The organism is Bacteroides sp. NSJ-39 (assembly GCF_014287315.1).
GTDB classification, from domain to species: Bacteria; Bacteroidota; Bacteroidia; order Bacteroidales; family Bacteroidaceae; genus Bacteroides; species Bacteroides finegoldii.
Window position 1 is genome coordinate 209917 of the sequence record NZ_JACOOB010000002.1, and the last position, 26381, is coordinate 236297.

Sequence of the window (26381 nt, forward strand, 5' to 3'; positions counted from 1 at the left end):
ATACATATCAAATGAAAGCAGTTCAAATTATCAATCCCTCCGAAATGAAGGTGGTTGAACTGGAAAAACCGGTCGTTGGAGCCGGTGAAGTATTAGTAAGAATCAAGTATGTTGGTTTTTGTGGTTCCGACTTGAACACATTCCTGGGCAAAAATCCGATGGTGAAATTACCTGTGATACCGGGACACGAAGTAGGAGCAGTCATTGAGGAAATCGGTCCGGATGTTCCGGCAGGTTTTGAGAAAGGCATGAATGTGACCTTGAATCCATATACCAACTGTGGAAAATGTGCTTCTTGTCGCAATGGTCGTGTTAATGCCTGCGAACATAATGAAACATTAGGTGTGCAACGCAATGGAGTGATGTGCGAATATGCTGTATTGCCTTGGACAAAGATTATTCCAGCTGGCAATATTTCTTCTCGTGACTGTGCGTTGATTGAGCCGATGAGTGTCGGATTTCATGCCGTGTCTCGTGCACAGGTGATCGACAACGAGTTTGTGATGGTGATTGGCTGTGGTATGATTGGCATCGGTGCCATTGTGCGTGCTGCTTTGAGAGGTGCAACGGTAATCGCTGTCGACTTGGATGATGAAAAGCTGGAACTGGCGAAAAAGGTAGGTGCCTCTTATGTGATTAACTCCAAGACAGAAAATGTGCACGAACGGATGCAGGAGATTACGGAAGGACTGGGTGCTGATGTCGTGATTGAAGCTGTTGGTAGTCCCGTGACTTATGTAATGGCAGTGGATGAAGTCGGTTTCACAGGACGGGTGATTTGTATCGGCTACGCTAAAAGTGAAGTTGCTTTCCAAACGAAACTCTTTGTTCAGAAAGAACTGGATATTCGTGGTTCTAGAAATGCCTTGCCGACAGACTTCCGTGCAGTCATCAATTATATGAAAGAAGGAAATTGTCCGGTAGAAGAGTTGATCTCGAAAGTTGCCAAACCTGAAGGAGCTTTAGAAGCTATGCAAGAATGGGCGGCTAACCCGGGGAAGGTATTCCGTATCTTGGTGGAATTCTGATTGTGGGTATATTGGTAAAGTTTGAAGTATAATTAGAAACTGTCTGATTATAAGATTTGTTTCTGTTCTATATCTATGTGTAACCGTTGTTTTTTTATCTGTTTCAAATATTATTCTAATTGTTACATTATTCGTGCCCTTTGTTTTAACAACTGCTGATTACCAATGTTATAGCTTACTCAGTTCCAATATTTTCTTTTCCAATGTCAGGTCGTCGGTAGTCATTTGGGGAGTGGGGATGTTATACATACGTATAACATCTCCTTCACGACAGGTATAGCTGTAATAGAGACGCTCGATTTCACTCAGCTCATCGTAGGATTTCAGGTTCCCTTTTTGTTGAAGAAACTTGGAACGTTCGGCATTGTCGGTCTGTTTAACCAATAATATACGGCGGGCGATAGGGTTGTAATTATAATCAAAGCATTGGTAAATGCCGCGTAGGAAAGGCGGACGGTCGAACATCGGCAGTTTGAGGCAAATATTGAACATGGAAAGTTGCGGGGCATGACTCTCATTGAAAACAAGATAGAGATGACTCATGCCATTCATCAGCCCGAATCCCCAATGAGTGGTGCCATGAGCATTCGTGTGTCCCACTTCGATGTAGTTGCCATTCTCGGCCGGAGCGATGAAGTAAGGCTCGATTTTCAGGTCATTGGTGTTGGAGGAGAGACTGTAGCTGGTATATATGCCACTGAAATTTGTGATATGATTCACACTTTGCCTGGCGTTGTGTTCCAGTTCGGAAAGAAAAGGATTCATACTGTCCGGCTTTTCTTTTACTACCACCTCCATAGCGAAGAGTGCCTGTTTCATTTGCGGAAGTAGTCCGAAGAGTTTCTTTTTCGAAAGATTATTGACCCACATTAAAGCGTTGTCCAATGCTTCGTTGTCATCCATCCCTTTTTCCACATTTTTGAAGTATGCCGGGAATACTGTGGAATACATGGCGGACAATACGCTCGGGGTGAGTTGTGCTTGTTCGGCCATTTCTTTCATCTTGATACCCTTTCCACGTAGGAAAGTAATGCGGTCGTAGATTTCTTTCAGCTCATTCATATTTTTTATTGAGGAGTTCATTAGCTTGTTACAAAAATAGCTTTCTCTCTTGAATTCAACTCTCTATACGGTGACTTTTATTGTAAAAAGGTTGTTTTGTAGCCTCTTTCCAGTGTGTTACATTACAATTACATGAATATTTCTGAATTATTTCGTACTTATTATTCCTGTTTTATTCATTTTTTACCTCGTTGGGTGGCTCTACTTTTGCGATGTCAAAACGAAGAAGAATATGAATTTATCACTGAATAAACTGATAGGACAAAGACCGGACATACAATACGGTAAAACGGAAAGACATACTCCTGACTGGCTTTTCATTCTCTGGATGGGTGGTACGGCACTATTGTCTTACTCGTTGGTTTACGCTTTGCGTAAGCCCTTTACTGCTGCTGAGTTTGAAGGGTTGACGGTGGCTGGTATGGATTATAAGATTGTGGTGAGCATTATCCAGCTCATCGGTTATGTATGCGCCAAGTTGTTTGGCATTAAATATATTTCCGAATTGCAGCCGCAGAATCGGTTGAAGTTCATTATCGGATCTGCTGCCTTGTCTGAAGCATCTTTGTTGGCGTTCGGCCTGTTACCATTGCCCTATAATATAGTGGCACTTTTCTTTAACGGGCTTTCTTTGGGTTGCATGTGGGGAGTGATATTCAGCTTTCTCGAAGGTCGTCGTACTACCGATATTCTGGCAAGTATTATGGGAGTGAGTATGGCGCTGAGTTCGGGAGTGGCAAAGAGTCTCGGACTTTATGCGCTGAATCAACTTCATGTCAGTGAGTTTTGGATGCCTGCACTCGTAGGGGGATTGGCCTTTCCGTTGCTTTGCTTTATGGGATGGATGATGACCAAGTTTCCTCGTCCTACGGCAGCGGATATTGCAGCCCGTTCCGTTCGTGTCACTCTCAACGGACAGCAACGTTGGGCGCTCTTCAAACAATATATGCCCTTACTGCTTTTGCTTTTTGTCGCCAATCTGTTGCTTACTGTACAACGTGATATTAAAGAGGATTTCATTGTCTGTATCATTGATGTGGATACAATTTCTTCCTGGCTGTTTGCCCAACTTGATACCATCGCTACATTGGTATTATTGTCCACGTTTGCCGTACTCGCTTTCTCCGGCAATCATTTGAAAGTACTTTATACATTGTTGGGACTTTCTACCGCAAGTATGGGGGGCTTGGCTCTGCTAGGTAGCGGAGAGGTACAGTTGTCTACTACTTTGTGGCTCTTTTTGCAGACGCTCTGTATAGACATTGCTTACCTTAGTTTCCAAACCATTTTCTTTGAAAGGTTCATTGCTTGTTTCAAAGTGAAGGGGAATGTGGGATTCTTCATTATCACTATAGATTTTGTCGGTTATGTGGGTACGTTAGCATTACTGCTGTTTAAGGAGTTGAAAGCCTCGCATATAGACTGGGCGGTGTTCTATAATGAGATGAGTGTATTTGTAGGCATAACCTGTTGCATCGCTTTTGCCGCTGCGGCCGTCTATGTGATGAAGGCTAAGAAAATCCCTGATACGGGTAGCGCAAGAAAGGTAAATGACATGAATAGTTACAACGAATTATTAACTTCAAATCCAACGATATGATTGACATCAATTACACTAGAATGAGTAATATCAATAACTGCAATATGAAAAAAATAGAATGCGTGATTATGGATTGGGCGGGTACTTCCGTCGATTATGGATGTTTTGCACCGGTAGCGGCTTTCGTGGATAGTTTCAAGCAGATGGGACTGACTGTTACGGCTGCCGAGACACGTGCCCACATGGGGGTGACTAAGATTGAAGAGATACGTGCTTTGTTTTCCATTGAACGGGTAGGAAAGGACTTTCGTGAGAAGTACGGACGTGACTATACCGAAGAGGATGTGCAGGAATGCTATAAACGTTTCCAAAAGGTATTGTTCGATACTTTGGAAGATTATACAGAGCCTATTCCCGGTGTGGTGGAGGTGATTGCCAAACTACGTGCTCAGGGAATCAAAATCGGTTCTACTACCGGATATACTCAAAAGATGATGGATGTGGTGATTCCTGCCGCAGAAAAGAAAGGTTACAGGATTGATAATTGTGTCACTTCGGACAATCTGCCCGGTGGTCGTCCGAAGCCTTATATGATTTATCGCAATATGTGTGATCTGGACGTTGCCTCCCGTTTCTCTGTGCTGAAATATGGTGATACGATTGCAGACATACGTGAAGGTGTGAATGCCGGTGTGTGGAGTGTAGGTGTAATAATGGGAAGTAACGAATTGGGACTGACTGAAAAAGAAACCCGCACTCTTCCGATGGGGGAACTGAAATGCCGCATGGCTAAGGTGCGGGACCGTATGTATGCCGCTGGTGCTGATTATGTGGTGGACACGATTGCCGAACTGCCGATGTTGATAGAGGATATCAATGAACGTATGGCATTATAAAAGAAAGAATAATAAAAATAACAAACCGATATATTAATAAATTTAAGATAATATGAGACCTTATTTACTTTTGACTCCCGGTCCTCTTACTACAACCGGCACTGTGAAACAAGCGATGATGAGCGACTGGTGTACTTGGGATGAAGATTACAATCTTGGTATTGTAGAAGTTATCCGTAAAGAATTGGTGGAGATTGCTACTAGCGCTCCTGACGAGTATACGGCTGTGTTGATGCAAGGTAGCGGAAGTTTTTGTGTGGAAGCCACACTTGGCTCTGTAGTTCGTCCTGAGGATAAACTGTTAGTAGCAGCCAATGGTGCTTACGGTAAGCGTATGGGCATTATTTCCGAATATTACCATATTGATTGTCACGTGATGAGGTTTGAAGAAATAGAACCGGTGAATGCCAATAAAATAGATACTTATTTGAATGAACATCAGGAGGTGACGCATGTGTCTGTAGTACATTGTGAGACTACGACCGGTGTGCTCAATCCTTTGGAGGAGATTGCCGCCGTGGTGAAGCGTCACGGTAAGATATTGATTGTGGACGCTATGAGTAGCTTTGGAGGAGTACCCATCGATATGGCAAAGTTAGGTATCGATTTCTTGATCAGTAGTGCCAACAAGTGTATTCAAGGTGTACCGGGATTTGGCTTTATCATTGCCCGTCGTTCTTTGATGGAGAAATGTAAGGGAATTGCCCGTTCTCTTTCGCTCGATCTTTATGAGCAATGGGAAACAATGGAGAAAGGGCATGGAAAATGGCGTTTCACCTCGCCTACTCACGTGGTGCGTGCCTTCATGCAGGCTTTGACTGAATTGAAAGCCGAAGGTGGTGTAGAAGCTCGCCATGCCCGCTACTGTGAGAACCATCGCGTATTGGTGGAAGGTATGCGCGCTTTAGGCTATAAGACTCTGCTGCCCGATGAACAGCAGTCGCCTGTTATCACCTCTTTCTATTATCCTTCGGCTGACTTTAACTTTAAAGATTTCTATCTGAAACTGAAAGCTAAAGGGTTTGTCATCTATCCGGGAAAGATATCACAGGCAGATACTTTCCGTATCGGCAACATCGGTGACGTTCATCCGACTGACTTTATGAAGCTGATAGAAACGATCAAGGAAAGCTAATCTACGGCTGATGTAACGGATCGGAATGGTATTGGATGAGTCCTTCCATCGGGCTTTGCAAAATCTTTCCGATTCTAATACCTGTCTCTTGTGCTGCCTCTTGAAGTATCTCTTTGTAACAATGAGCTACTGATCCTATGAAATGTGCCGGATACTGCGTGTAATCATATTGCATTACATTTCTTCGGAGAAAAGCAATGAAGCTGCCTAGCACTAATTGTCGTATTCCAGGCTCTTCCAGATGTTGTGCTATAAAAGGTGACAGGCTTGCCAGAAAACGATTCGGGAAGGGCTGACGGTAAACCCGGTCAATGATTTCGGGAACTGTCAGGTCGAATTGTTTTAGAAATGCTTCTTTGATGGCGGGAGAGAGTTGATTCTTCAAGATGTCACCGACTAGTAACTTGCCTAGAACAGCTCCGCTTCCTTCGTCACCCAGGATAAAGCCTAAAGGAGAAATGTGGTTGACAATCTCTTTACCGTCATAGAAACAGGAGTTGGAACCTGTTCCCAGTATACAGGTAATGCCTGCTTCACGACCGCATAGTCCACGAGCGGCAGCCAGCATATCCGAGTAGGCTTTGATATTTCCGACAATAGGTAAACTGTCGGCTATTGCCCGCCGGAGGGTGGGAGCTTTCTCGGGTGTACAGCCTGCACCGTAAAAGTAAACAGAGTCGATTGTTCCTTCCGGCAATTGCGGCAGGAGGGAATGTGTCAGTTCTTGCTGAATTTCTTCTTCTGATTGGAAGAAGGGATTGAGTCCTTTCGTTCCAATCCTTTTGATGGGTGTATTATCGAGGATGACACACCAGTCGGTCTTGGTAGAACCGCTGTCTGCGATAAGCATCATAGTTTACTGTATATTTTCAGTTTAATATCTTAAATATAATCACGTGAATTTATTGCTTTTTCCGAAAGAATCATCCAATTGGTTGCGAATCATTAATGAAGCAATAATACCGGGTATCGTACAAATACAAACCCAGATAAAGAAATTGGTGTATCCGAGATGTTCTTGTATCCACCCTGCCGGCATACCGGGAAGCATCATTCCAAGTGCCATAAATCCGGTTCCGATAGCATAATGAGCTGTCTTGTGCCCGCCTTCGGCAATATAAATCAGATAAAGCATATAGGCTGTGAAACCGAAACCATAACCCAATTGTTCGATAGCTACGCAGGTGGAAATCAATATCGGGTTGTTAGGAGTGGCTGCAGCCATCCATACATATAATATGTCGGGAAGGTTGATGGCTAATGCCATAGGTAATATCCATTTCTTGAATCCGTCACGTGAAACGAGAAAGCCGCTGATAATTCCACCAAGTAACAAGGCTATGACACCAATAGTTCCGTATATCATTCCAACTGTTGCTGTGGATAGTTCCAACCCGCCTTTATCGGCATGGTCGAGTAGGAAGGGGGAAGCAATCTTGGCTAGCTGCGATTCTCCCAATCGGTAGGTGAGCAGGAAAAAGAACATGAGACCGAGGTGTTTCTTTTTGAAGAAAGTGACAAAAGTCAGAAGAAAGTCTTCTAATAGCTTACCTGCTGTGAGTCCGGGACGTTTGACATCGGAATCGGGATGGGGGAGGATAAAGCGATGGTACAAAGTAAGAGCCAGGAATAATCCGGCCAGGAGGTAGAAAGTGATGCTCCATGCTAGAGGTATATTGCCTTGAGAGGTTTCCAACCATCCTGCAAGCATGACGAGAATACCTTGCCCGAAAATATTGGCGAGTCGGTAGAATGTGTTTCGGATGCCTACAAAGAAAGATTGTTCCTTGTTGTTGAGGCCGAGCATATAAAAACCGTCTGCTGCGATGTCATGGGTAGCCGAACTGAATGCCAATAACCAAAAGAAAGCAAGGGTGAATTGTACGTAATGTGCCGTTGGGATAAAAAAGGCGATGCCTGCAAATCCGGCGGCGATGAACCCTTGCATGGCGATAATCCAGGAACGTTTCGTTTTCACCAGATCGACGAATGGACTCCATAACGGTTTGATAGTCCAGGGAAGATAAAGCCAGGAAGTGTATAAGGCTATTTCCGTATTGGATAATCCCAAACGCTTGTACATGATAACAGCAATCGTCATTACCGCTACGTATGGCAGCCCTTCTGCGAAGTAGAGGGTGGGTATCCAGCTCCAGGGATTTCTTTTTGTAGTGGGTGTTGTCATGGCATTCGTTCGATTTTATTTATATTGTTTTCCAAGCGTACTACCGGGGTAATAGTGAGATAGTATTTCTTCATACTTATAACCTTGTTCTCCCATCACGGCTGCACCGATTTGACAAAGTCCTACTCCATGCCCCCATCCGGCTCCGGTAAGGATGAATCGTGAAGGGAGTTCATCTCCGTACTCCTTGTCTATGACAAAAGCGGAGCTGTAAAGATGGGACGTTGATAGAGTGCGGCGTATCTCCAACTCTTTTCCAATGATGAGTGTCCGTAAGGTTCCTACAATCTTTAGTCGGACAAGACGTCCGGATGTTCCCCGTTCTACAGGAATTAAATCAATGATTTGTCCGAAATCAATCCCTGAACGTTGATGAATCAGTTCTGAAAGCTCTTGTTGCGAATAACTGACTTTCCAACGATAGAAGTCTGCAGTTTCCTGATCGTAATTGTTTAAGACTTGGCTTAGAATTTTCTTATCCTGCGTGTTACAGAAAGCAACAGGCGAGGTGCGTATCCATTTATCAGCTTCCGCCTCTATGGTCAAATCGGGAAGTTGTTTTTCAGTCTTGCTATCCCGTTGTCTGATTAGATAAGGATGCTTTACGTTTTCCCAACAATTTTGGAACTCTTCAAAAGCTCCGCCACAACATTTAGAGAAACGGGCATCACAAATCGCTCCTTTATACATCAGCACTTCCCCCCGCGTGGCGGAGACTGCTTCGATGGCTTGCGGTGTTGAGGCTCGTGTAATTCCCTGATAACGCTGGCAATGATCATCGGCACATACATCGAAATTTCTATGTGCTTCATGGTCATACCATTTTATAAGTTGAGAGTTGAGAATGGAGAGTTGAGAGTTACTCTGCAGCCGGACAGCGCAGCCCACTCTCAACTCTCCATTCTCAACTCTCAACTTATTAACTAGCCAGCTTCGGGAGATGACGGCGTGAGCCTTTAGTAGTTCTAAAGAAGCTGTTGCGCTCATTTCGGATGAAATTACACTGGTAAGATATTCTTCAATGGAAATCACATTGATGGCGGTTAGTTGTTCTCCTTCGATGATAATCTTTAATTCCCCTTTGAATTTCTGGACTTCTTTGCGTTCCCAATGGAAGTTGATTCCGATGGTCACATCTTTCAGTTCAAAGAAAGCATGTGCATTTTGTGGAGGAATGAAGGATAATTCGTCGTACTCTTTCCCTTGCCAATGAATCTTCCCATCCTGATAAATAACTTTCTGTGTCCCGGAAATTTCCGTTCTGACAGAAGAACTAAATTTCATTGGGAAAGAGAATTCAATCTCTTTCCCAGAAAGAATGCCAACTGCTATTTGAGGCTCTGTCATAAGGCGGCTTTAATGCGTTCTATTATTTCTTGTAGCTTTTCTTTAGATATCGATACTTCCCGATAGATATCATATACTTTTTCAGGAGTCAGTTTCTCCATATCCTCTTCACGTACTATAGGGAATATGCCGTTCATTTCAGCAATAGCAGGACTGATGAGAATTTGTTCGTCTCCTTTTGCGTAATAGCAGTCGGGACGATGTTTGCTGCGTAAGAAGATAATACAATTGTAAGGGTGTTCGGCCACTGACTCAAATTGATCGTCGTAGTTCTTTCCAAAATCCTCTTTGGTGCGTTCCAAACCATACCAGGCAAGAATATTCATCATTGGTTCTTTTCCGTTATTATTGGCAGCTAAGATGTCGTAAATCAGATGAAAGGTTTTCGACATTGTTTTCTTATTTTTCGCCTGAATCCTGATGAAACTGTACGGGAAATTTTCATAACTAATTTGCACCTTGTCGTTATCTATTAAATCTATGTGATCGTAATATGATCCCTGCATACTTTCCTCTTTACTGCAAGCTTGAAAATGGGCATGATCGGGAGCGGAAGCTCCACATTCCGGTCCATTATACATAAGAAAGTATTCTCTCATTATGTCGGTGAATTCTATCATATCTTTAAAACGCCCGACTATGGATTGCGACTTGTGTTCCTTATCTACAATTGTAAAGTGGTGTTTAAATATGGGATAGGGATTAACCAGTATCTGATAATTCCTATAACTGATGAACTCTTGTTCCTGCGGTCGGTTTGTTTGGCAGAGGAAGCAAGGCCGTGAGTGAATGGAGGCAATATCTGTCTGTGCGGTAGCTGAAAGAATACGTTTCGGATTAAGGAATAGGTTCGCACCTAAACCGTCATTACCAAACCATTTGGATATTTCTTTTGTTCGTGACCGATACTGTTCCAATGCTTGGTAATTCTCTTTGGCTAGTTTCCAAGAAAGAGTTTGCTTTTGGAATAACTGTTCGATTTTTTGCTGAATATTCTCTAATGTCGTTTCTTGTTGCAGGATGCGCTGTTCCAATTCCCACGTACGAAGCCGGTCTTTATATAGATTATTCTGGTTGATTTTCTCAACAGGCAGTGCAGCATCCGAGTTGCCTTCCCAACGGCGGCAAAGGTAAATCACGTCGTATATTCTGCCTATCTGATAATCGTGTGAAATTTTCAATCCAAGGGCATAATCTTCTCCATAGCTTGTGTTCGGGACTTTGATTTCCCGAAGAATGGGCGTGTAGAATGCACGGGGAGCTCCCAGGCCGTTGATACGTAATGCATTATTTCGTCCGTTGTCGGGCGTCCATTCCTTATGATCGATGATGCCGGGGGCAATTTCCTGCATATCAAAGTTAGTCATCATATAAGTGCCGATTACCATTGCACATTTCTGTTTATAGAAAGTATCAATGATGATTTGCAGGCTATGTTCGTCTTTATACACGTCATCGCTATCAAGTTGGACGGCAAACTTTCCGCATTTCTCGTGATGGATACCTATGTTCCAACATCCGCCTATACCGAGGTCATCTCTTTCGGGAATGACGTGAATCAGGCGCTTGTCCGAACTAAGTTCACGGAGAACTTCACTGGTCCCGTCTGTCGAATGATTGTCGATGACAATGACATTGAACGGAAAGGTCGTTTGCTGGTTCAGTGCCGAGCGTACGGCATCTTTGACTGTGCGAATACGGTTGCGTACGGGTATAATGACAGAAGCTTCATATTCAAAAGTGTGGGAAGAAAAGTCTACGGGACGGAAGATAGGATAAAGATATCCGCCAATTTCCTTCAAATGGTTGGTGCATGCCTGTTCCATTTCAATCTGTACCTGACGGTTTTTAGGGTCTACATAATCGAACTGCTTCTCACCGCTTTTCCGCTTGTCACTTTCTACTTCGGTATATAGATATTCGTTGATATGTACCAGTTTGCTCTTTTGGGATATTTTGAGTCTCAAATCATACAAGCCTGCATATTGATATTCCTCTTCCGTATTTTCTATAACTTCCTTGAATACGTTGGCATTGAACAGTAAAACCGAGCCGAAATTGAAGTCGTCACGCAGGCTGCCGAATTGGTAATCAATGACCGGAGCAGGTTTTTGCACACTGTCCATCTGTTGGTAATGGTCTGCATATACCATGCTAGCTTGGGTCATTTCTATTATTTGAACCATTCTTTCAAGAGCGAACATGCCTATTTTTAGTGCAGTGTGTTTGGTATAGAGCAAGGTATATGTTTTATCAGAATGTTCTGCAATAGCTCGCATCGCTTGTGTAGACTGCATTTTCTCTACAGAGATGAGTTCGCATCCGGGAATACAGACATTGGTAATTGGCGATGCCAATAAATAAATTTTGTCTACCAGCGTCGATGCACGTAACTCCTTAACTGTTTGCACAGTTTCTTCCAACCGGCTGAAAGGAAGAAAACAGTTGATTGTTGTTTTCATTATTTTACTTTTTGTTTTGTAGTATGAGTTGTGTAAGATGTTTCTTATATATTTATCATAAACTTGTTTACTTTGCTACAAATGTAGGGAATTTATCATAGATATATATACTCTTACATATTTTTTATTCCAGGAGTTCCGCCGGTCGTATGTTTAGAGGAACGCCAATTCTTGTTGAGTGAAGGCAGTTCCGGGGATTTCTTTTCGAGTGAAATGCCGATAGTTTTGGATTTGTCGGTATCGTGCATTCCGTCCCAGAAACGACAAGTGTCAAATGTATGTCCTTTCCCAGTTTTGGGGGTGCTGGACAGTGCGAGATAGCCTCCTTCATTATCAAGTGCCGGGAATTTGGATATTTCTATTAGGTTCTCTCTATTGACATTGTGTTTTTGAATAATCTTGTCGAGATATTTAGAAAAGCAAAGATATCCTCTGGATGCAATGATCAGGGGTTGGGATGGAGATTCATTTTGTAACGTAGTGGTACTGTACACTTTGCCGTCTTCATGCATCTTATATAGAAAAAGCTGTGGCAACACAATAGTCTGTTCAGTCGGATTATAGAGCTCTATGTATTCGGTGCCGTCTGTGGCATTATCATACATTATCTCATTAAAGAGGAGCATACCTCTGACATCTTCCGGTAGTTCGGTAATATCCGGCTTTTCGGAATCCGGTTTGTCGGGAGTATTGTCGGGGTCGGTCGTTGTCTCTACACCGTTGGATAATCGTACATGATGGAATGTGAAGGCTTTACAGCGGGTTTTGGTGTAGACACAATAAATTCCCGAACAAACGGAACTCTGTATGCCGGTATCTTTCACTTGCTTTTCCAATGTATATCCGTCTTCGGATTCCAATCGTGTCCAAAAAGTCCAATACCCATTATTATCGCATTCTACTTTTATGTATAATTGGGGGGAGTTATTACCCTTCATCACTTCCCGACCCGAAGCCAGCAGCTTGGGCTGGTCTCCATTCTGACGATAAAGTGTCACATTGTCTTTTGCTCCTCCTATTTGTATAAAATACCCGTTTAGGCTACCGGAGAGGGTGTTGGAAGAAGAGGTCAGATAAAAACGTGCATAATTATTGGCGGATGGATTGAATGTAAGGTGAACTCCAAACTCCCAGCGGGTATTCTTTACTGACGTGGACGGTATGGTGACATAGGCTGTTCCACTATCTTCTGCCGGATCATTCAGATGGACTCCTTCTTTAGAATTGATAGTGAATTTATCTGTTTCTCCTTCCCAAGAAAGTTCGGAAGTAGCCGTATCTTCTCCTTCTGAATCTTCTTCATCATCGGCAGGAAGTGAACAATTGTAGAATATAGAAATGAACAGACCTAAAAGTGTAAACACTTTGTAAATTCTCATACGGTTTAATTCTTAGATGATAATTAATGTTTGAACCGTATTTGTTTGTGTATAACGCAGAGGCAATTGCGGCTTAAATTCTATTTTGTGAATGCAAAGGTATATAAAAAGTCCGGTTTCAAGGGCGAAACCGGACTTTTCTTTCTTAAATCTTTATGATTTAGACATTCTTTACTTTAATCAGATATTCTGCGATCTGCACTGCGTTCAGTGCTGCACCTTTCTTGATTTGGTCACCTACAATCCAGAAAGTCAATCCGTTTTCATTCGTCAGGTCTTTGCGGATGCGTCCCACATAAACCGGATCTTTCCCAGCCAGGAATAACGGCATCGGGTACTCTTTTTCCGCAGGATTATCCTGAAGCACCAGTCCGTCTCCCTTAGCGAATGCTTCGCGGGCTTCTTCGATAGAAATAGGGCGTTCGGTTTCTACCCAGATACTTTCAGAGTGAGCACGTAGTGCAGGAACACGTACGCAAGTCGCGCTGACTTTAATATCTGAATGCATGATTTTACGTGTTTCGTTATACATCTTCATCTCTTCTTTCGTATAACCGTTTTCTGTGAACACGTCGATCTGCGGTATGAGGTTGAAAGCCAATTGATATGCAAACTTTTCTACTGTAACAGGTTCATTTGCCAATACTTGGCGATATTGCTCGTACAATTCGTCCATAGCGGCAGCACCGGCACCGCTGGCTGCCTGATAGGTAGATACGTGCACGGTTTTTATATGAGAAAGCTGTTCGATGGCTTTCAGTGCGACAACCATTTGGATTGTTGTACAGTTGGGGTTGGCAATGACACCGCGTGGACGCTCCAATGCGTCTTCGGCATTTACCTCAGGCACTACCAAAGGTACATCCGCATCCATACGGAAAGCGCTGGAGTTGTCGATCATCACAGCACCGTATTTAGTGATGGTCTTTTCGAACTCTTTGGATGTTCCTGCACCGGCAGAAGTGAAAGCAATGTCTACCCCTTTAAAGTCATCGTTGTGTTGTAAGAGTTTCACCTCGATCTGTTTACCGCGGAAAGTATAAGTTGTTCCGGCACTACGTTTAGAACCGAACAAAACTAACTCGTCCAACGGGAAGTTTCTCTCATCGAGCACGCGCAGGAATTCCTGTCCCACGGCTCCGCTTACGCCAACAATAGCTACTTTCATCTTTTTCTTTTGTTAAATGTGAATACTGTATTTCCCTTTCTATACTGTCTAATAGGAAAGATTAGACTGCAAAATTATAACAATTTGCCATATAAACCGCATTTTTGTCGAAAAAATATTATTTGAATCTATCTACTTATGAATTGGAGGTATGCGAACTTTTTTGTTCCTTTGTAGTTGAATTCCTAAAACCACAGTCTATGAACCTGTTTGATCTCAATTTAACGTTGCCAATTTCTGATCCGACTTGGGTGTTTTTTTTGGTACTGATTATTATTCTTTTTGCTCCGATGATTCTCGGACGGCTTCATATACCTCATATTATAGGCATGATTCTGGCGGGGGTACTGATTGGAGAGCATGGCTTTCATGTGCTCGACCGTGATAGCAGTTTCGAACTGTTCGGTAAAGTCGGGCTTTATTATATCATGTTTCTCGCCGGTCTTGAGATGGATATGGAGGATTTTAAGAAGAACCGGACGAAAAGCTTTGTGTTTGGCTGGCTCACCTTTCTGATTCCTATGGGGTTGGGTATATGGAGCAGTATGAGTCTGTTGGGCTATGGTTTTCTCACTGCCGTACTGTTGGCAAGTATGTACGCTTCCCATACGTTGATTGCTTATCCTATTATCAGTCGTTACGGATTGTCACGTCTGCGCAGTGTCAATATAACTATTGGCGGTACTGCTGTTACCGTTACCCTTGCTTTGATTATTCTAGCTGTTGTAGGTGGAATGTTTAAGGGAACTGTGGATGGTTGGTTTTGGGCGTTCCTGGTTGCTAAAGTCGCTTTTCTCGGATTTTTGATTGTTTTCTTCTTCCCCCGTATCGGTCGCTGGTTCTTCCGAAAGTATGACGATAGCGTGATGCAGTTTGTGTTTGTGTTGGCAATGGTCTTTCTGGGTGGTGGATTAATGGAATTTGTCGGAATGGAGGGTATCTTGGGAGCCTTTCTTGCCGGATTGGTCTTAAATCGGCTGATTCCTCACGTTTCTCCGTTGATGAACCGTTTGGAGTTTGTAGGAAATGCGTTGTTTATACCTTATTTCCTGATTGGTGTCGGAATGATTATTGATGTAAGAAGTCTGTTCACCGGTGGGGAAGCATTGAAGGTGGCAATTGTAATGACAGTGGTAGCTACTTTCAGCAAGTGGCTGGCAGCATGGGCTACGCAGAAGATTTATCGGATGCAGCCGAATGAACGGAGTATGATATTCGGTCTGAGTAATGCACAGGCAGCAGCCACATTGGCGGCAGTATTGATCGGACACGAAATCATTATGGAGAATGGAGAACGTTTGCTGAATGATGATGTGCTGAACGGTACCGTAGTGATGATTCTCTTTACTTGTGTCATCAGTTCTTTGGTGACGGAGCGTTCTGCCCGCCGTTTTGCTTTAGACGAAAATGTGCAGTCGGAAAAAGAAGGGGTGAAAAATAATAATGAACAGATATTGATTCCGGTCGCCAACCCGGATACGATTGAAGACCTCATCAATCTGGCATTGGTCATAAAGGATGCCAAACAGAAAAATGGGTTGATAGCATTGAATGTAATCAATGATAATAATAGCTCGGAAAAGAAAGAATTACAGGGAAAACGTAATCTGGAAAAAGCTGCGATGATTGCTGCGGCTGCCGACGTTCCTGTCACTATGGTCAGTCGTTATGATCTGAATATTGCTTCGGGAATTATCCATACGATAAAAGAGTATGAGGCTACGGATGTGGTGATCGGTTTGCACCGGAAAGCTAATATCGTGGATTCTTTTTTCGGGCATTTGGCGGAAAGTCTGCTGAAAGGTACGCATCGCGAGGTGATGATCGCAAAATTCCTGATGCCGGTGAATACCTTACGCCGGATTAATATTGCCGTTCCTCCAAAGGCGGAATATGAGACCGGCTTTGCAAAGTGGGTGGAGCATTTCTGCCGTATGGGAAGCATTCTAGGATGTCGTGTACATTTCTTCTCGAATGAACGGACATTGATGAGGCTTCAGCAACTTGTGAAAAAGAAATATGTAGGTACTCCGACCGAGTTTTCTACATTAGATGAGTGGGATGATCTTTTGCTATTAACGGGACAGGTTAACTATGACCATCTGTTGGTTGTTATTTCCGCCCGTCGGGGATCTATCTCTTATGATCCTTCTTTTGATCGTTTGCCGTCACAGTTGGGCAAATATTTTGCAAATAATAGTTTGATTATTTTATATCCCGATCAATTCGGTGAACCGCAAGAGATCGTGTCTTTCTCCGATCCTCGCGGGCATAATGAGTCTCAGCATTATGAGAAGGTCGGTAAATGGTTCTATAAATGGTTCAAGAAAAGCTGATGGAAAGAGACGACTGGCAACAAAGAACGGAACTTCTTTTGGGAGAAGAGAAGATGAATCGTATCCGGAACTCTCACGTATTGGTCGTGGGGTTAGGTGGAGTGGGAGCTTATGCGGCAGAAATGATTTGTCGTGCAGGAGTCGGACGAATGACGATTGTAGATGCCGATACGGTGCAGCCGACTAACCTGAACCGTCAGTTACCTGCATTGCATTCCACTTTGGGGATGTCGAAGGCGGAAGTGCTGGCTACCCGGTATAAAGATATAAACCCCGATATCGACCTGACCGTTTTACCTGTTTATCTGAAAGATGAAAATATACCGGAGCTATTGGATGCCGGTAAATATGATTTCATAGTGGACGCTATCGATACCATCAGTCCGAAGTGTTTCTTGATTTATGAAGCGATGAAACGGCGGATTAGGATTGTTTCCAGTATGGGAGCAGGGGCAAAAAGTGACATTACGCAGGTACGGTTTGCCGATCTTTGGGATACTTATCATTGCGGATTGAGCAAAGCGGTGCGGAAACGGTTACAGAAAATGGGGATGAAACGTACACTCCCGGTTGTGTTCAGTACCGAACAGGCTGATGCAAAGGCGGTGTTGCTCACAGATGACGAACAGAACAAGAAATCGACTTGCGGAACGGTCAGTTATATGCCTGCTGTGTTTGGATGTTATCTGGCGGAATATGTCATTAAAAGATTATAAAAGCTATTATGATAAAATTAGAAGGAATAACGAAGAACTTCGGTTCATTACAAGTACTGAAAGGCATTGATCTTGAAATCAATAAGAGTGAGGTTGTCAGCATTGTAGGTCCTAGTGGAGCGGGTAAGACAACGCTGCTGCAAATTATGGGTACTTTGGATGAACCGGATACCGGTCTGGTACAAATCGACGGAACTGTGGTCAGCCGGATGAAGGAGAAAGAGTTGTCTGCATTCCGTAACAAGAATATTGGTTTTGTTTTCCAGTTCCACCAACTTCTTCCGGAGTTTACGGCATTAGAGAATGTGATGATTCCTGCATTCATTGCAGGGGTATCCTCAAAGGAGGCAAACGATCGTGCCATGAAGATTCTGGATTTTATGGGGCTGGCAGACCGTGCCTCCCATAAACCGAATGAATTGTCGGGAGGAGAGAAACAACGGGTGGCTGTGGCGAGAGCCTTAATCAACGATCCTGCCGTAATTCTGGCGGACGAGCCTTCCGGAAGTCTGGATACTCAAAATAAAGAAGATTTACACCGTCTGTTCTTTGATTTACGAGATCGGTTGGGGCAGACTTTCGTGATTGTTACCCATGATGAGGGACTTGCTAAAATCACTGACCGAACGGTTCATATGGTAGATGGTATGATTAAAAAAGATTAATAAAGGAACCTAACTTCTAAAAATGTATACCAAAAAGGTGGAGTCTTGCAAGGATTCTATCTTTTAGTTATATATTTACAGTCGCTTCTCTACAGAAGTCTGTGAAGATGATAGTAGAGTGTTTGTTTTGTTTGTGTGTGATGCATTCTTGTCTGGTGTGATAGGAATGCATCTTTCTTTTAATTAATCATAACAGATATAGGGTTCTATCCGTTCAAGGTCGGCAGAAGTGAATTCTTCATAGAGTGATAACTGTTTCAAACTCTTTAATCTTCCTTTCTTTTTCCGGTACTCTACAATCACTCTTGCTTGATAATAATTGATATACGGATGATGCATCATTCGTTCCACGCTTGCTTTGTTCAAATTGATACGGCGTATCTCATCGGGGTCGATTGAGAACCATGGACGAAGCTTTTCGACCTTTAGATGAATCTCTTGCAATTGTTCTATTCTATAAAAAGCTCCCAGCTTCTTACGATAATTTACAATCATCCGGGCGATACTACTCCCGATTCCCGGAATCTTTTTAAGTTCGGTTGTGTCTGCTTGGTTGAGGCTGATAACAGTACCGGGCTGATACTTGAATACCGTGTCTTTTCGTACGTTTTGTATGGTGAGCAGTCGTACTGTATCTTTGGAGCGGATCTTTTCTGCAATCCGGATGTAGGGAAGAAGAGTCTGATATTGTTCTTCCTTCAGCCCATATATTTTCCGGAAATCCTCCGGATGTCGGAATATCCCCTGTCTTCTTCGATAGTTCAGAATATTCTTTGCCATCCATGCCGGTAGACCGAGAGAGAGGAAAGTCATGGAATCAGCAGTGTTCGGATCGAATGCGAAAGGAGTGATTTCTTTCCTTACGGATGGTCGGGAAGTCGGATTCTTCGACTTTTTGTGAGACTCCACTTCTTCGAGAGAAGCGATGAACTCATTATATTCTTTCTGAAATATCTCTTGTTTCAAGGTGTCTACCTCTTTCGGACGATTGAAAAGAGGGAAGAGATTGGGGAGTAAGAGTACTCCTAAAATAAGAACGACAAGGACGATAATGCCTTGTCGTTCGGTTTTAGTGAAATAAAAAAAGTCTTTCCACATTATAGTTTGATGAATCCTAGCTCATTGATGAATATTAATGTAATAGCGATTGGTGCGATATATTTTAATATAAAGACAATCAGCCGATATACGGGAATTCTAAGTGTGCCGTTGTTGGTAATTTCCGACCATACCACTTTCTTGTCGAGATACCATCCGGTAAAAAGAGAAATGCACAGTCCGCCGAGGGGAAGCATGAGTTTGGCTGTTACAAAGTCGAATAGGTCGAACATCCCCAAGCCAAAAACAGTGAATTCTTTTGTTACTCCCAATGATAATGAACAGAATACTCCGAAGAATATGCATCCGCCGGTCACAAGTTTTGCCGCTTTCCCACGGGAGAATTTGAATTCTTCATGCAGATAGGCTGTCACCACTTCGTGTAGGGAAATAGTGGAAGTCAACGCTGCCATTGCCAGCAATGCGTAGAACATTACAGAGAATATATATGCCAATATAGGTACCCCGCTAAATGCTTGTTGGAATACGTTCGGTAGCGTAATGAAAATAAGGCTGGGACCGGATCCCGGTTGGATTCCGACGGAAAAGGCGGCCGGGAAAATGATAAATCCGGCTAGTATTGCCACGAAGGTATCGATAATACCCACGCTGAAAGCCGTTTTAGTCAGGTTTGTCTCTTTACTGAAGTAGGAAGCGTATGTACAAAGGCAACCCATTCCCAGACTAAGGGAAAAGAAGGCTTGTCCCATAGCACTCAGAAATACATTGCCGTCCACTTTGCTGAAGTCCGGTTTCAAAAGAAACTCGATACCGGCACCGGCGCCCGGCAGTGAAACAGAGCAACCTACCAATATAAGAATAATGATGAAAAGTGTGGGCATCATTATCTTGGAAGACTTTTCAATCCCTTTTTCCACCCCTTTTACAATGATGAAGTGGGTAATTAGCAAGAAGGAAACCAGCCAGACCACTGGTCGCCAGGGATTGCTGGAAAACTGTTGGAAAGAAGTGATGAACTCTTCGGGAGTTTTTCCCGCAAAACCATTTGAAGCTGCTTCAAATATATATTCAAGTGTCCATCCGGCTACTACCGAATAATAACTGAGGATCAGAAAACCTGCCAATACACCCATACGGCCTACCCAACGCCAATGTGTACCGGGTGCTAATTTCTGATAAGCTCCTGCTGTGTTGGCTCTTGAACGACGGCCTATCAGGAATTCGGCAATCATAATGGGAAGCCCCAAAAGCAAGACACAGCCTAAGTAGATCAATATAAAGGCGGCTCCCCCATGATTTCCTGTCTCGTAAGGGAATCTCCATATATTCCCCAGCCCTACTGCCGAGCCTGCAGAGGCAAGTATAACGCCTAATTTACTACCGAAGTTCGCTCTATCATTTTTTGTCATAAATCTTGTTTTATCTTACAAATCGTTATAAAATATACGTATTAAAGTGCAAATATAGAAAATGATACTTATATTTGTGCTGAAACTGTAATTTTATTTAGATATGCTATCTTATATTAAGAAATATCCTATCTCGCTTTTTATTATCCTGACAGTGATTTACCTGTCATTCTTTAAACCGCCTAAGACGGATTTGAATGAAATACCTAACTTGGACAAATTAGTGCATATTTGTATGTATTTCGGTATGTCGGGGATGTTATGGCTGGAGTTCTTGCGTGCACATCGTAGGGATAATACTCCGATGTGGCACGCGTGGTTAGGTGCATTTCTCTGTCCCGTCCTCTTTAGTGGCTCAGTGGAGCTGATGCAAGAATACTGTACCACCTATCGTGGAGGAGACTGGCTGGACTTTGCAGCCAATAGTACAGGAGCTATTCTAGCTAGCCTGGTAGCCTATTATGGGGTAAGGCCGAGAATGAAAAATAGGAAATGAAGAATTTTACAAATGTTCTACCGTTGAATTTAGTTTGATTCCGTTGGAACCTTTGATGAGAATCGTATAGCCTTTGGGCTTTTGGGTTTCCAGTTCCTTGATAACTTCCTGTACGTTTGCGTAGGTCTTGAAGTTATGCTGTGTTGCTGCAAACTGTTCTCCAACGAGCCATACTTGCTCGAAGTTACTATCTTTAATGTAATTCACAATTTTCTGGTGTTCGATGTTGCTTTCAGCACCTAGTTCGCGCATATCTCCCAGTAGTAGCATTTTGTGGGGAACTGTCATATTGCGGAAGTTCTGCAGGGCAGCCATCATACTAGTCGGATTGGCATTGTATGCATCGATAATCAACGTATTGTCTGTTGTCTGTTTGAGCTGCGAACGGTTGTTTTGTGGAGTATATCCGGCTAGGGCCTCATCGATCTTTTGCATTTCTACTCCGAAAAAATGTCCGATAGTTATGGCGGCTAAAGCATTGGGGAAATTATATTCTCCGATTAGCTGTGTCTGTATCCGGTGGATTTCGTTCCCGTTTCCCGCTTTCCATTCGAAAGCCAGATAAGGTGAATTATCGGTGATACGTCCATTGATATACAGGCCATCTTGGGTTCCGTAATAAATCCGGTCTAGCTCTTCGGACATATTCATCAGATAGGGATTATCGTGGTGGATGAAGATGGTAGAATTTTTTTTCTTGCGAAGGAAATCGTATAGCTCTCCTTTGGTTTTGATGACTCCTTCAAACGAGCCGAAGCCTTCCAGATGGGCTTTGCCCACATTCGTTATGATGCCGTAATCAGGTTCTGCTATTTCGCAGAGAAACTTGATTTCTCCCGGATGATTGGCTCCCATCTCAATCACAGCGAGGTCGTGCTCCGGTTTTAGACGGAGCAGAGTAGTCGGCACACCGATATGATTGTTCAGATTTCCTAGCGTATAGAGTACGTTATGTGCCTGGCTAAGTACGGTAGATATCAATTCCTTTGTAGTCGTTTTTCCGTTTGTTCCGGTGATACCGATTACTTTGGTACCGAGTTGGCGACGATGGTAGTTGGCAAGTTGCTGCATTGTTTGCAGACAATTGTCCACAAGTATATAGCGTTGGTCGCCTTCTACGGCATATTCGCCTTCATCAATAATTGCATACGCGCATCCGGAGTCCAATGCAAACTTGGCAAATGCATTACCGTTGAACGACTCACCTTTCAAGGCGATAAACAAAGAACCGTCCGGGCAGTTCCGGCTATCAGTAGTTACTGATTGGCATTCCAGGAAAATCTGGTAAAGAGCAGAAAGTTTCATAACCTGATCTTTTATTTAAAAACGCTGCAAAGATAGGTTATTCTTTCGGATTATTTCTCTACATTTGCAACAATCTAAAAGGAATACGATCAATGATAAAGCCAATGTCTCCTATTTATATAAATGTAAAAGGGCGGTTGCTTGACCTCGCTACTCCGCAAGTAATGGGGATTCTGAATGTAACTCCCGATTCTTTTTATTCCGGTAGCCGGATGCAGACTGAAGAAGAAATAGCCGCCCGTGCCCGGCAGATTCTGGATGAGGGCGCTTCTATTATTGATATAGGCGCTTATTCTTCGCGTCCGAATGCCGAACATATCTCTGCCGAAGAAGAGATGCGCCGACTTCGTACCGGGTTGGAAATCCTGAACCGGAATCATCCGGAGGCTATCATTTCCGTAGATACATTTCGGGCGGAGGTGGCAGAACGCTGTGTGAAGGAATACGGAGTTGCTATTATCAATGATATAGCAGCCGGTGAGATGGATGACAGGATGTTTGCAACAGTAGCCGAATTGGGAGTACCTTATATTATGATGCATATGCAGGGAACTCCGCAAAGTATGCAGAAAGAACCTCATTATGAGAATCTGATAAAGGAAGTTTTCTTGTATTTTGCCCGTAAAGTGCAGCAACTTCGTGATTTGGGAGTGAAGGATATCATCCTCGATCCGGGATTCGGGTTCGGTAAGACACTGGAGCATAATTATGAACTGATGGCACATCTGGAGGAGTTCCACATCTTTGAACTTCCGGTACTAGTGGGAGTTTCCCGCAAATCTATGATTTATAAACTGTTAGGAGGAACTCCGCAAGACTCATTGAACGGGACAACCATATTGGATACTGTGGCGTTAATGAAAGGAGCGCATATTTTGCGTGTACATGATGTGCGTGAAGCTGTGGAAACAGTTCGGATCGTTGAAAAAATAAAAAAGGAGAGCCATGTTTTTTGATATTGGAATAAAAGATTTTATAGATGTCCTGCTGGTCGCATTTCTGTTGTATTACACGTACAAACTGATGAAAGCTTCCGGTTCCATTAAGGTTTTTACCGGTATTCTTGTTTTTATCTTGATTTGGCTGGTGGTGACCCAGGTGTTGGAGATGAAACTGCTTGGCTCTATCTTTGACACGTTGATGAGTGTCGGTGTGATAGCTTTGATTGTTCTTTTTCAGGATGAGATACGTCGCTTCTTGTTGACTTTAGGCTCTCATCGCCATGTCAGTGCATTGTCACGGTTGTTTAACGGCTCGAAGAAGGAATCGTTGAAGCATGATGATATTATGCCTGTTGTAATGGCTTGTCTGAGTATGGGCAAACAAAAAGTCGGCGCATTGATTGTGATTGAGCATAATACTCCTTTAGATGAGATAGTCCGTACAGGGGAGGTGATTGATGCGGCAATCAACCAACGGCTGATTGAAAATATCTTCTTCAAGAATAGTCCATTGCATGACGGGGCGATGGTTATCAGTAAAAAGCGTATTGAAGCGGCGGGATGTATTCTGCCGGTTTCCCATGATTTGAATATTCCGAAAGAACTTGGTTTGCGTCACCGTGCGGCTATGGGAATCTCCCAGCAATCGGATGCCCATGCTATCATTGTTTCCGAAGAGACCGGAGCTATCTCCGTAGCTTATCGCGGACAGTTCTATCTTCGCTTGAATGCGGAGGAACTGGAAAGTCTGTTGACGAAAGAAAATTGAATTTGATTGCTAGTAGGCTGCTAGTAGGCTATTTTTGCTTTATTTCCACCCCTTTTTGAATGATAATTATGCCTTTTCTTTTAGGTGAATCGCCTACCTTTGCCGTATACTATTAAAATTCTATTTTTGAATAAACCATGAAAAACAGATTAATTGCTTTACTGGTACTTTTTACAGTTACTTTTTTCGTTAGTAGTGCACAGGCACAAACTACTGCCCGTAAGTTTGAGGCAGGCAAGAACACTTTTCTGCTGGACGGAAAACCATTTGTAGTGAAGGCTGCCGAGTTGCATTATACCCGTATCCCGCAAGCTTATTGGGAACACCGTATAGAGATGTGCAAAGCGTTGGGAATGAATACGATTTGTATTTATATTTTCTGGAATATCCATGAACAGGAAGAAGGTAAATTTGACTTTACCGGGCAGAATGACATTGCTGCTTTCTGTCGTGCGGCACAGAAACATGGTATGTATGTCATTGTCCGTCCCGGTCCGTATGTCTGTGCGGAATGGGAGATGGGAGGGCTTCCCTGGTGGTTGCTGAAGAAGAAGGATATAGCTTTGCGTACACTCGATCCTTATTATATGGAACGGGTCGGTATCTTTATGAAAGAAGTGGGCAAGCAGCTGGCTCCGTTGCAGGTAAATAAAGGTGGAAATATCATAATGGTTCAGGTAGAGAATGAATATGGTTCTTATGGAATCAACAAACCATATGTATCTGCCGTCCGTGATTTAGTGCGTGAGTCTGGCTTTACCGATGTGCCTTTGTTCCAATGTGACTGGAGCAGTAACTTCACGAATAATGCACTCGACGATTTGATCTGGACTGTGAATTTCGGTACGGGAGCCAATATCGACCAGCAATTTAAGAAATTGAAAGAGCTTCGCCCCGAAACTCCGTTGATGTGTAGTGAATTTTGGAGCGGATGGTTCGACCATTGGGGACGGAAACATGAGACACGTCCTGCGAAAGATATGGTGCAGGGCATTAAGGATATGCTCGACCGGAACATCTCTTTCAGTCTGTATATGACTCACGGAGGAACGACTTTCGGACATTGGGGAGGTGCGAACAACCCGGCTTATTCCGCCATGTGCAGCTCATACGATTATGATGCTCCTATCAGTGAGGCGGGATGGACTACCGAGAAGTATTTCTTGCTTCGTGATTTATTGAAGAACTATCTTCCTGCAGGTGCTGCATTGCCGGAAGTTCCTGCCGCTCTGCCCGTAATAGAGATTCCTGAATTCCATTTTACGAAAGTGGCTCCGCTCTTCTCTAATTTGCCGGAAGCGAAACATTCAACGGATATCCAACCGATGGAACAGTTTAATCAGGGATGGGGAACGATTCTGTATCGTACGACCTTGCCGGAGGCTGTTGCTGTCGGTACGGTCCTCAAGATTACGGAGGTACATGACTGGGCGCAGGTTTATGCCGATGGTAAGCTGTTGGCGCGTCTGGATCGTCGTAAGGGAGAGTTCACAACAACGCTGCCTATATTAAAGAAAGGTACGCAACTGGATATTCTCATAGAAGCGATGGGGCGTGTCAACTTTGACAAATCCATTCACGACCGCAAAGGAATCACAGAAAAGGTGGAACTTATTTCAGGAAATAAGACAAAGGAATTAAAAAACTGGACAGTGTATAACTTCCTGGTAGATTATTCCTTTATTAAAGATAAGAAATATAATGAAACCAAACAGTTGCCAACTATGCCAGCCTATTATAAAGGTACTTTTAAACTGGACAAAGTAGGAGATACTTTCCTGGATATGAGTACATGGGGAAAAGGTATGGTTTGGGTGAACGGTCATGCGATGGGACGTTTTTGGGAAATCGGTCCGCAACAAACACTCTTTATGCCGGGTTGCTGGCTGAAAAAAGGAGAGAATGAGATTCTCGTCCTTGATTTGAAAGGTCCTGCCAAAGCTTCTATCAAGGGTTTGAAGAAGCCAATTCTCGATGTGCTTCGTGAAAAAGCACCCGAAACACACCGTAAGGATGGCGAGAAGCTGAAACTTACAGGTGAGAAAGCAGTATGCGAAGGAGCTTTCACTCCAGGTAACGGCTGGCAGGAAGTACGATTTGATACTCCGGTGAAAGGACGCTATTTCTGTCTGGAAGCACTTTCTCCGCAAGCGAATGATAATATCGCAGCGGTGGCGGAGTTTGATGTATTGGGAGCCGACGGTAAACCTGTGTCCCGCGAGCACTGGAGGATCCGTTATGCCGACAGTGAGGAAACACGTAGCGGTAACCGTACGGCCGACAAGATATTCGACCTGCAGGAGTCGACTTTCTGGATGACAGTAGACAATGTTGCCTATCCTCATCATTTAGTGATCGACTTGAGTAAAGTGGAAACGGTAACCGGTTTCCGCTATCTGCCCCGTGCCGAAAAGAACTATCCGGGTATGATTCGTGAATATCGTGTATATGTAAGACCTGTGGATTTCAACTATTAGAGAATA

The 26381-nt window shown here is 43.4% G+C and carries 21 protein-coding genes; 11 read left to right on the forward strand and 10 right to left on the reverse strand.

What is annotated here, in order from left to right; translation table 11 throughout:
• Positions 1-11 precede the first annotated feature (11 nt).
• Complete coding sequence (locus H8S63_RS03710) at positions 12-1028, forward strand: zinc-binding alcohol dehydrogenase family protein (RefSeq protein ID WP_007755567.1); 1017 nt, start codon at positions 12-14, stop codon at positions 1026-1028.
• Between the two features lie 168 nt (positions 1029-1196).
• Here H8S63_RS03710 and H8S63_RS03715 read toward each other — a convergent pair whose 3' ends face one another.
• On the reverse strand, positions 1197-2090 hold the full coding sequence (locus H8S63_RS03715) for a hypothetical protein (RefSeq protein ID WP_186925756.1): 894 nt from the start codon (positions 2088-2090) through the stop codon (positions 1197-1199).
• 232 nt (positions 2091-2322) lie between these two features.
• Here H8S63_RS03715 and H8S63_RS03720 point away from each other — a divergent pair, with 232 nt between their 5' ends.
• Genes H8S63_RS03720 through phnW form a run of 3 tightly spaced genes read left to right on the forward strand, consistent with a single transcriptional unit; the run spans position 2323 to position 5661 of the window.
• Entirely contained in the window at positions 2323-3690 is a 1368-nt protein-coding gene (locus H8S63_RS03720; protein WP_007755564.1) for a DUF5690 family protein, read from the forward strand.
• A gap of 44 nt (positions 3691-3734) precedes the next feature.
• Complete coding sequence (phnX, locus tag H8S63_RS03725) at positions 3735-4526, forward strand: phosphonoacetaldehyde hydrolase (protein ID WP_186925757.1); 792 nt, start codon at positions 3735-3737, stop codon at positions 4524-4526.
• 52 nt (positions 4527-4578) lie between these two features.
• Positions 4579-5661, forward strand: a complete 1083-nt coding sequence (phnW, locus tag H8S63_RS03730; RefSeq protein ID WP_186925758.1) for a 2-aminoethylphosphonate--pyruvate transaminase — start codon at positions 4579-4581, stop codon at positions 5659-5661.
• Between the two features lies 1 nt (position 5662).
• Here the strand turns inward: phnW and H8S63_RS03735 are convergent, their stop codons facing one another.
• From H8S63_RS03735 to H8S63_RS03760, 6 genes are all read right to left on the reverse strand, one after another.
• Positions 5663-6514, reverse strand: coding sequence for an ATPase (locus H8S63_RS03735; protein ID WP_186925759.1), 852 nt, complete (start codon positions 6512-6514; stop codon positions 5663-5665).
• A 39-nt stretch (positions 6515-6553) separates the two neighbouring features.
• On the reverse strand, positions 6554-7846 hold the full coding sequence (locus H8S63_RS03740; RefSeq protein WP_186925760.1) for an MFS transporter: 1293 nt from the start codon (positions 7844-7846) through the stop codon (positions 6554-6556).
• 15 nt (positions 7847-7861) lie between these two features.
• Positions 7862-9193 carry a SpoIID/LytB domain-containing protein gene (locus H8S63_RS03745; RefSeq protein WP_186925761.1) on the reverse strand — a complete coding sequence of 444 codons (1332 nt, stop codon included), beginning with the start codon at positions 9191-9193 and terminating at the stop codon, positions 7862-7864.
• On the reverse strand, positions 9190-11655 hold the full coding sequence (locus tag H8S63_RS03750) for a DUF4922 domain-containing protein (protein WP_186925762.1): 2466 nt from the start codon (positions 11653-11655) through the stop codon (positions 9190-9192). Before H8S63_RS03750 ends, H8S63_RS03745 begins: the two co-directional genes overlap by 4 nt.
• Positions 11656-11768: 113 nt before the next feature.
• Positions 11769-13034: a lamin tail domain-containing protein gene (locus H8S63_RS03755; protein WP_186925763.1), complete on the reverse strand. Its 1266-nt coding sequence runs from the start codon at positions 13032-13034 to the stop codon at positions 11769-11771.
• A 160-nt stretch (positions 13035-13194) separates the two neighbouring features.
• Positions 13195-14202 carry an aspartate-semialdehyde dehydrogenase gene (locus H8S63_RS03760; RefSeq protein ID WP_143867472.1) on the reverse strand — a complete coding sequence of 336 codons (1008 nt, stop codon included), beginning with the start codon at positions 14200-14202 and terminating at the stop codon, positions 13195-13197.
• 200 nt (positions 14203-14402) lie between these two features.
• On the opposite strand from H8S63_RS03760, the gene H8S63_RS03765 reads away from it, so the two are divergent.
• Genes H8S63_RS03765 through H8S63_RS03775 form a run of 3 tightly spaced genes read left to right on the forward strand, consistent with a single transcriptional unit; the run spans position 14403 to position 17919 of the window.
• Positions 14403-16538: a cation:proton antiporter gene (locus H8S63_RS03765; RefSeq protein ID WP_007755538.1), complete on the forward strand. Its 2136-nt coding sequence runs from the start codon at positions 14403-14405 to the stop codon at positions 16536-16538.
• Entirely contained in the window at positions 16520-17254 is a 735-nt protein-coding gene (locus tag H8S63_RS03770; RefSeq protein WP_022276542.1) for a ThiF family adenylyltransferase, read from the forward strand. The genes H8S63_RS03765 and H8S63_RS03770 overlap by 19 nt, the downstream gene beginning before the upstream one ends.
• Before the next feature lie 8 nt (positions 17255-17262).
• Positions 17263-17919: an ABC transporter ATP-binding protein gene (locus tag H8S63_RS03775; RefSeq protein WP_186925764.1), complete on the forward strand. Its 657-nt coding sequence runs from the start codon at positions 17263-17265 to the stop codon at positions 17917-17919.
• Positions 17920-18102: 183 nt separating this feature from the next.
• On the opposite strand, the gene H8S63_RS03780 is transcribed toward H8S63_RS03775, so the two are convergent.
• A complete protein-coding gene (locus H8S63_RS03780; RefSeq protein WP_186925765.1) occupies positions 18103-19017 on the reverse strand; it encodes a helix-hairpin-helix domain-containing protein in 915 nt (304 codons plus the stop codon).
• Complete coding sequence (locus tag H8S63_RS03785) at positions 19017-20387, reverse strand: sodium-dependent transporter (RefSeq protein ID WP_007755522.1); 1371 nt, start codon at positions 20385-20387, stop codon at positions 19017-19019. The genes H8S63_RS03780 and H8S63_RS03785 overlap by 1 nt, the downstream gene beginning before the upstream one ends.
• A gap of 103 nt (positions 20388-20490) precedes the next feature.
• On the opposite strand from H8S63_RS03785, the gene H8S63_RS03790 reads away from it, so the two are divergent.
• Positions 20491-20883, forward strand: coding sequence for a membrane protein (locus H8S63_RS03790; RefSeq protein ID WP_007755519.1), 393 nt, complete (start codon positions 20491-20493; stop codon positions 20881-20883).
• A 6-nt stretch (positions 20884-20889) separates the two neighbouring features.
• On the opposite strand, the gene murF is transcribed toward H8S63_RS03790, so the two are convergent.
• Positions 20890-22188 carry a UDP-N-acetylmuramoyl-tripeptide--D-alanyl-D-alanine ligase gene (gene murF, locus H8S63_RS03795; RefSeq protein ID WP_186925766.1) on the reverse strand — a complete coding sequence of 433 codons (1299 nt, stop codon included), beginning with the start codon at positions 22186-22188 and terminating at the stop codon, positions 20890-20892.
• 92 nt (positions 22189-22280) lie between these two features.
• On the opposite strand from murF, the gene folP reads away from it, so the two are divergent.
• From folP to H8S63_RS03810, 3 genes are all read left to right on the forward strand, one after another.
• Positions 22281-23144: a dihydropteroate synthase gene (folP, locus tag H8S63_RS03800; protein ID WP_143867487.1), complete on the forward strand. Its 864-nt coding sequence runs from the start codon at positions 22281-22283 to the stop codon at positions 23142-23144.
• On the forward strand, positions 23134-23898 hold the full coding sequence (gene cdaA, locus H8S63_RS03805; RefSeq protein WP_007755507.1) for a diadenylate cyclase CdaA: 765 nt from the start codon (positions 23134-23136) through the stop codon (positions 23896-23898). Before folP ends, cdaA begins: the two co-directional genes overlap by 11 nt.
• A 137-nt stretch (positions 23899-24035) precedes the next feature.
• On the forward strand, positions 24036-26375 hold the full coding sequence (locus tag H8S63_RS03810) for a beta-galactosidase (protein WP_186925767.1): 2340 nt from the start codon (positions 24036-24038) through the stop codon (positions 26373-26375).
• The last annotated feature ends 6 nt before the right edge of the window (positions 26376-26381 follow it).

Excerpts from the sequence above, each read along its gene's own strand:
- H8S63_RS03790 (WP_007755519.1), top strand. The coding sequence starts at position 20,491 with ATGCTATCTTATATTAAGAAATATCCTATCTCGCTTTTTATTATCCTG.
- phnX (WP_186925757.1), top strand. The coding sequence starts at position 3,735 with ATGAAAAAAATAGAATGCGTGATTATGGATTGGGCGGGTACTTCCGTC.
- H8S63_RS03760 (WP_143867472.1), bottom strand. The coding sequence starts at position 14,202 with ATGAAAGTAGCTATTGTTGGCGTAAGCGGAGCCGTGGGACAGGAATTC.
- H8S63_RS03755 (WP_186925763.1), bottom strand. The coding sequence starts at position 13,034 with ATGAGAATTTACAAAGTGTTTACACTTTTAGGTCTGTTCATTTCTATA.
- H8S63_RS03735 (WP_186925759.1), bottom strand. The coding sequence starts at position 6,514 with ATGATGCTTATCGCAGACAGCGGTTCTACCAAGACCGACTGGTGTGTC.
- H8S63_RS03750 (WP_186925762.1), bottom strand. The coding sequence starts at position 11,655 with ATGAAAACAACAATCAACTGTTTTCTTCCTTTCAGCCGGTTGGAAGAA.
- H8S63_RS03770 (WP_022276542.1), top strand. The coding sequence starts at position 16,520 with ATGGTTCAAGAAAAGCTGATGGAAAGAGACGACTGGCAACAAAGAACG.
- H8S63_RS03785 (WP_007755522.1), bottom strand. The coding sequence starts at position 20,387 with ATGACAAAAAATGATAGAGCGAACTTCGGTAGTAAATTAGGCGTTATA.
- phnW (WP_186925758.1), top strand. The coding sequence starts at position 4,579 with ATGAGACCTTATTTACTTTTGACTCCCGGTCCTCTTACTACAACCGGC.
- H8S63_RS03765 (WP_007755538.1), top strand. The coding sequence starts at position 14,403 with ATGAACCTGTTTGATCTCAATTTAACGTTGCCAATTTCTGATCCGACT.
- H8S63_RS03740 (WP_186925760.1), bottom strand. The coding sequence starts at position 7,846 with ATGACAACACCCACTACAAAAAGAAATCCCTGGAGCTGGATACCCACC.
- murF (WP_186925766.1), bottom strand. The coding sequence starts at position 22,188 with ATGAAACTTTCTGCTCTTTACCAGATTTTCCTGGAATGCCAATCAGTA.
- H8S63_RS03710 (WP_007755567.1), top strand. The coding sequence starts at position 12 with ATGAAAGCAGTTCAAATTATCAATCCCTCCGAAATGAAGGTGGTTGAA.
- H8S63_RS03715 (WP_186925756.1), bottom strand. The coding sequence starts at position 2,090 with ATGAATGAGCTGAAAGAAATCTACGACCGCATTACTTTCCTACGTGGA.
- folP (WP_143867487.1), top strand. The coding sequence starts at position 22,281 with ATGATAAAGCCAATGTCTCCTATTTATATAAATGTAAAAGGGCGGTTG.
- H8S63_RS03745 (WP_186925761.1), bottom strand. The coding sequence starts at position 9,193 with ATGACAGAGCCTCAAATAGCAGTTGGCATTCTTTCTGGGAAAGAGATT.
- H8S63_RS03775 (WP_186925764.1), top strand. The coding sequence starts at position 17,263 with ATGATAAAATTAGAAGGAATAACGAAGAACTTCGGTTCATTACAAGTA.
- H8S63_RS03780 (WP_186925765.1), bottom strand. The coding sequence starts at position 19,017 with ATGTGGAAAGACTTTTTTTATTTCACTAAAACCGAACGACAAGGCATT.
- H8S63_RS03810 (WP_186925767.1), top strand. The coding sequence starts at position 24,036 with ATGAAAAACAGATTAATTGCTTTACTGGTACTTTTTACAGTTACTTTT.
- H8S63_RS03720 (WP_007755564.1), top strand. The coding sequence starts at position 2,323 with ATGAATTTATCACTGAATAAACTGATAGGACAAAGACCGGACATACAA.
- cdaA (WP_007755507.1), top strand. The coding sequence starts at position 23,134 with ATGTTTTTTGATATTGGAATAAAAGATTTTATAGATGTCCTGCTGGTC.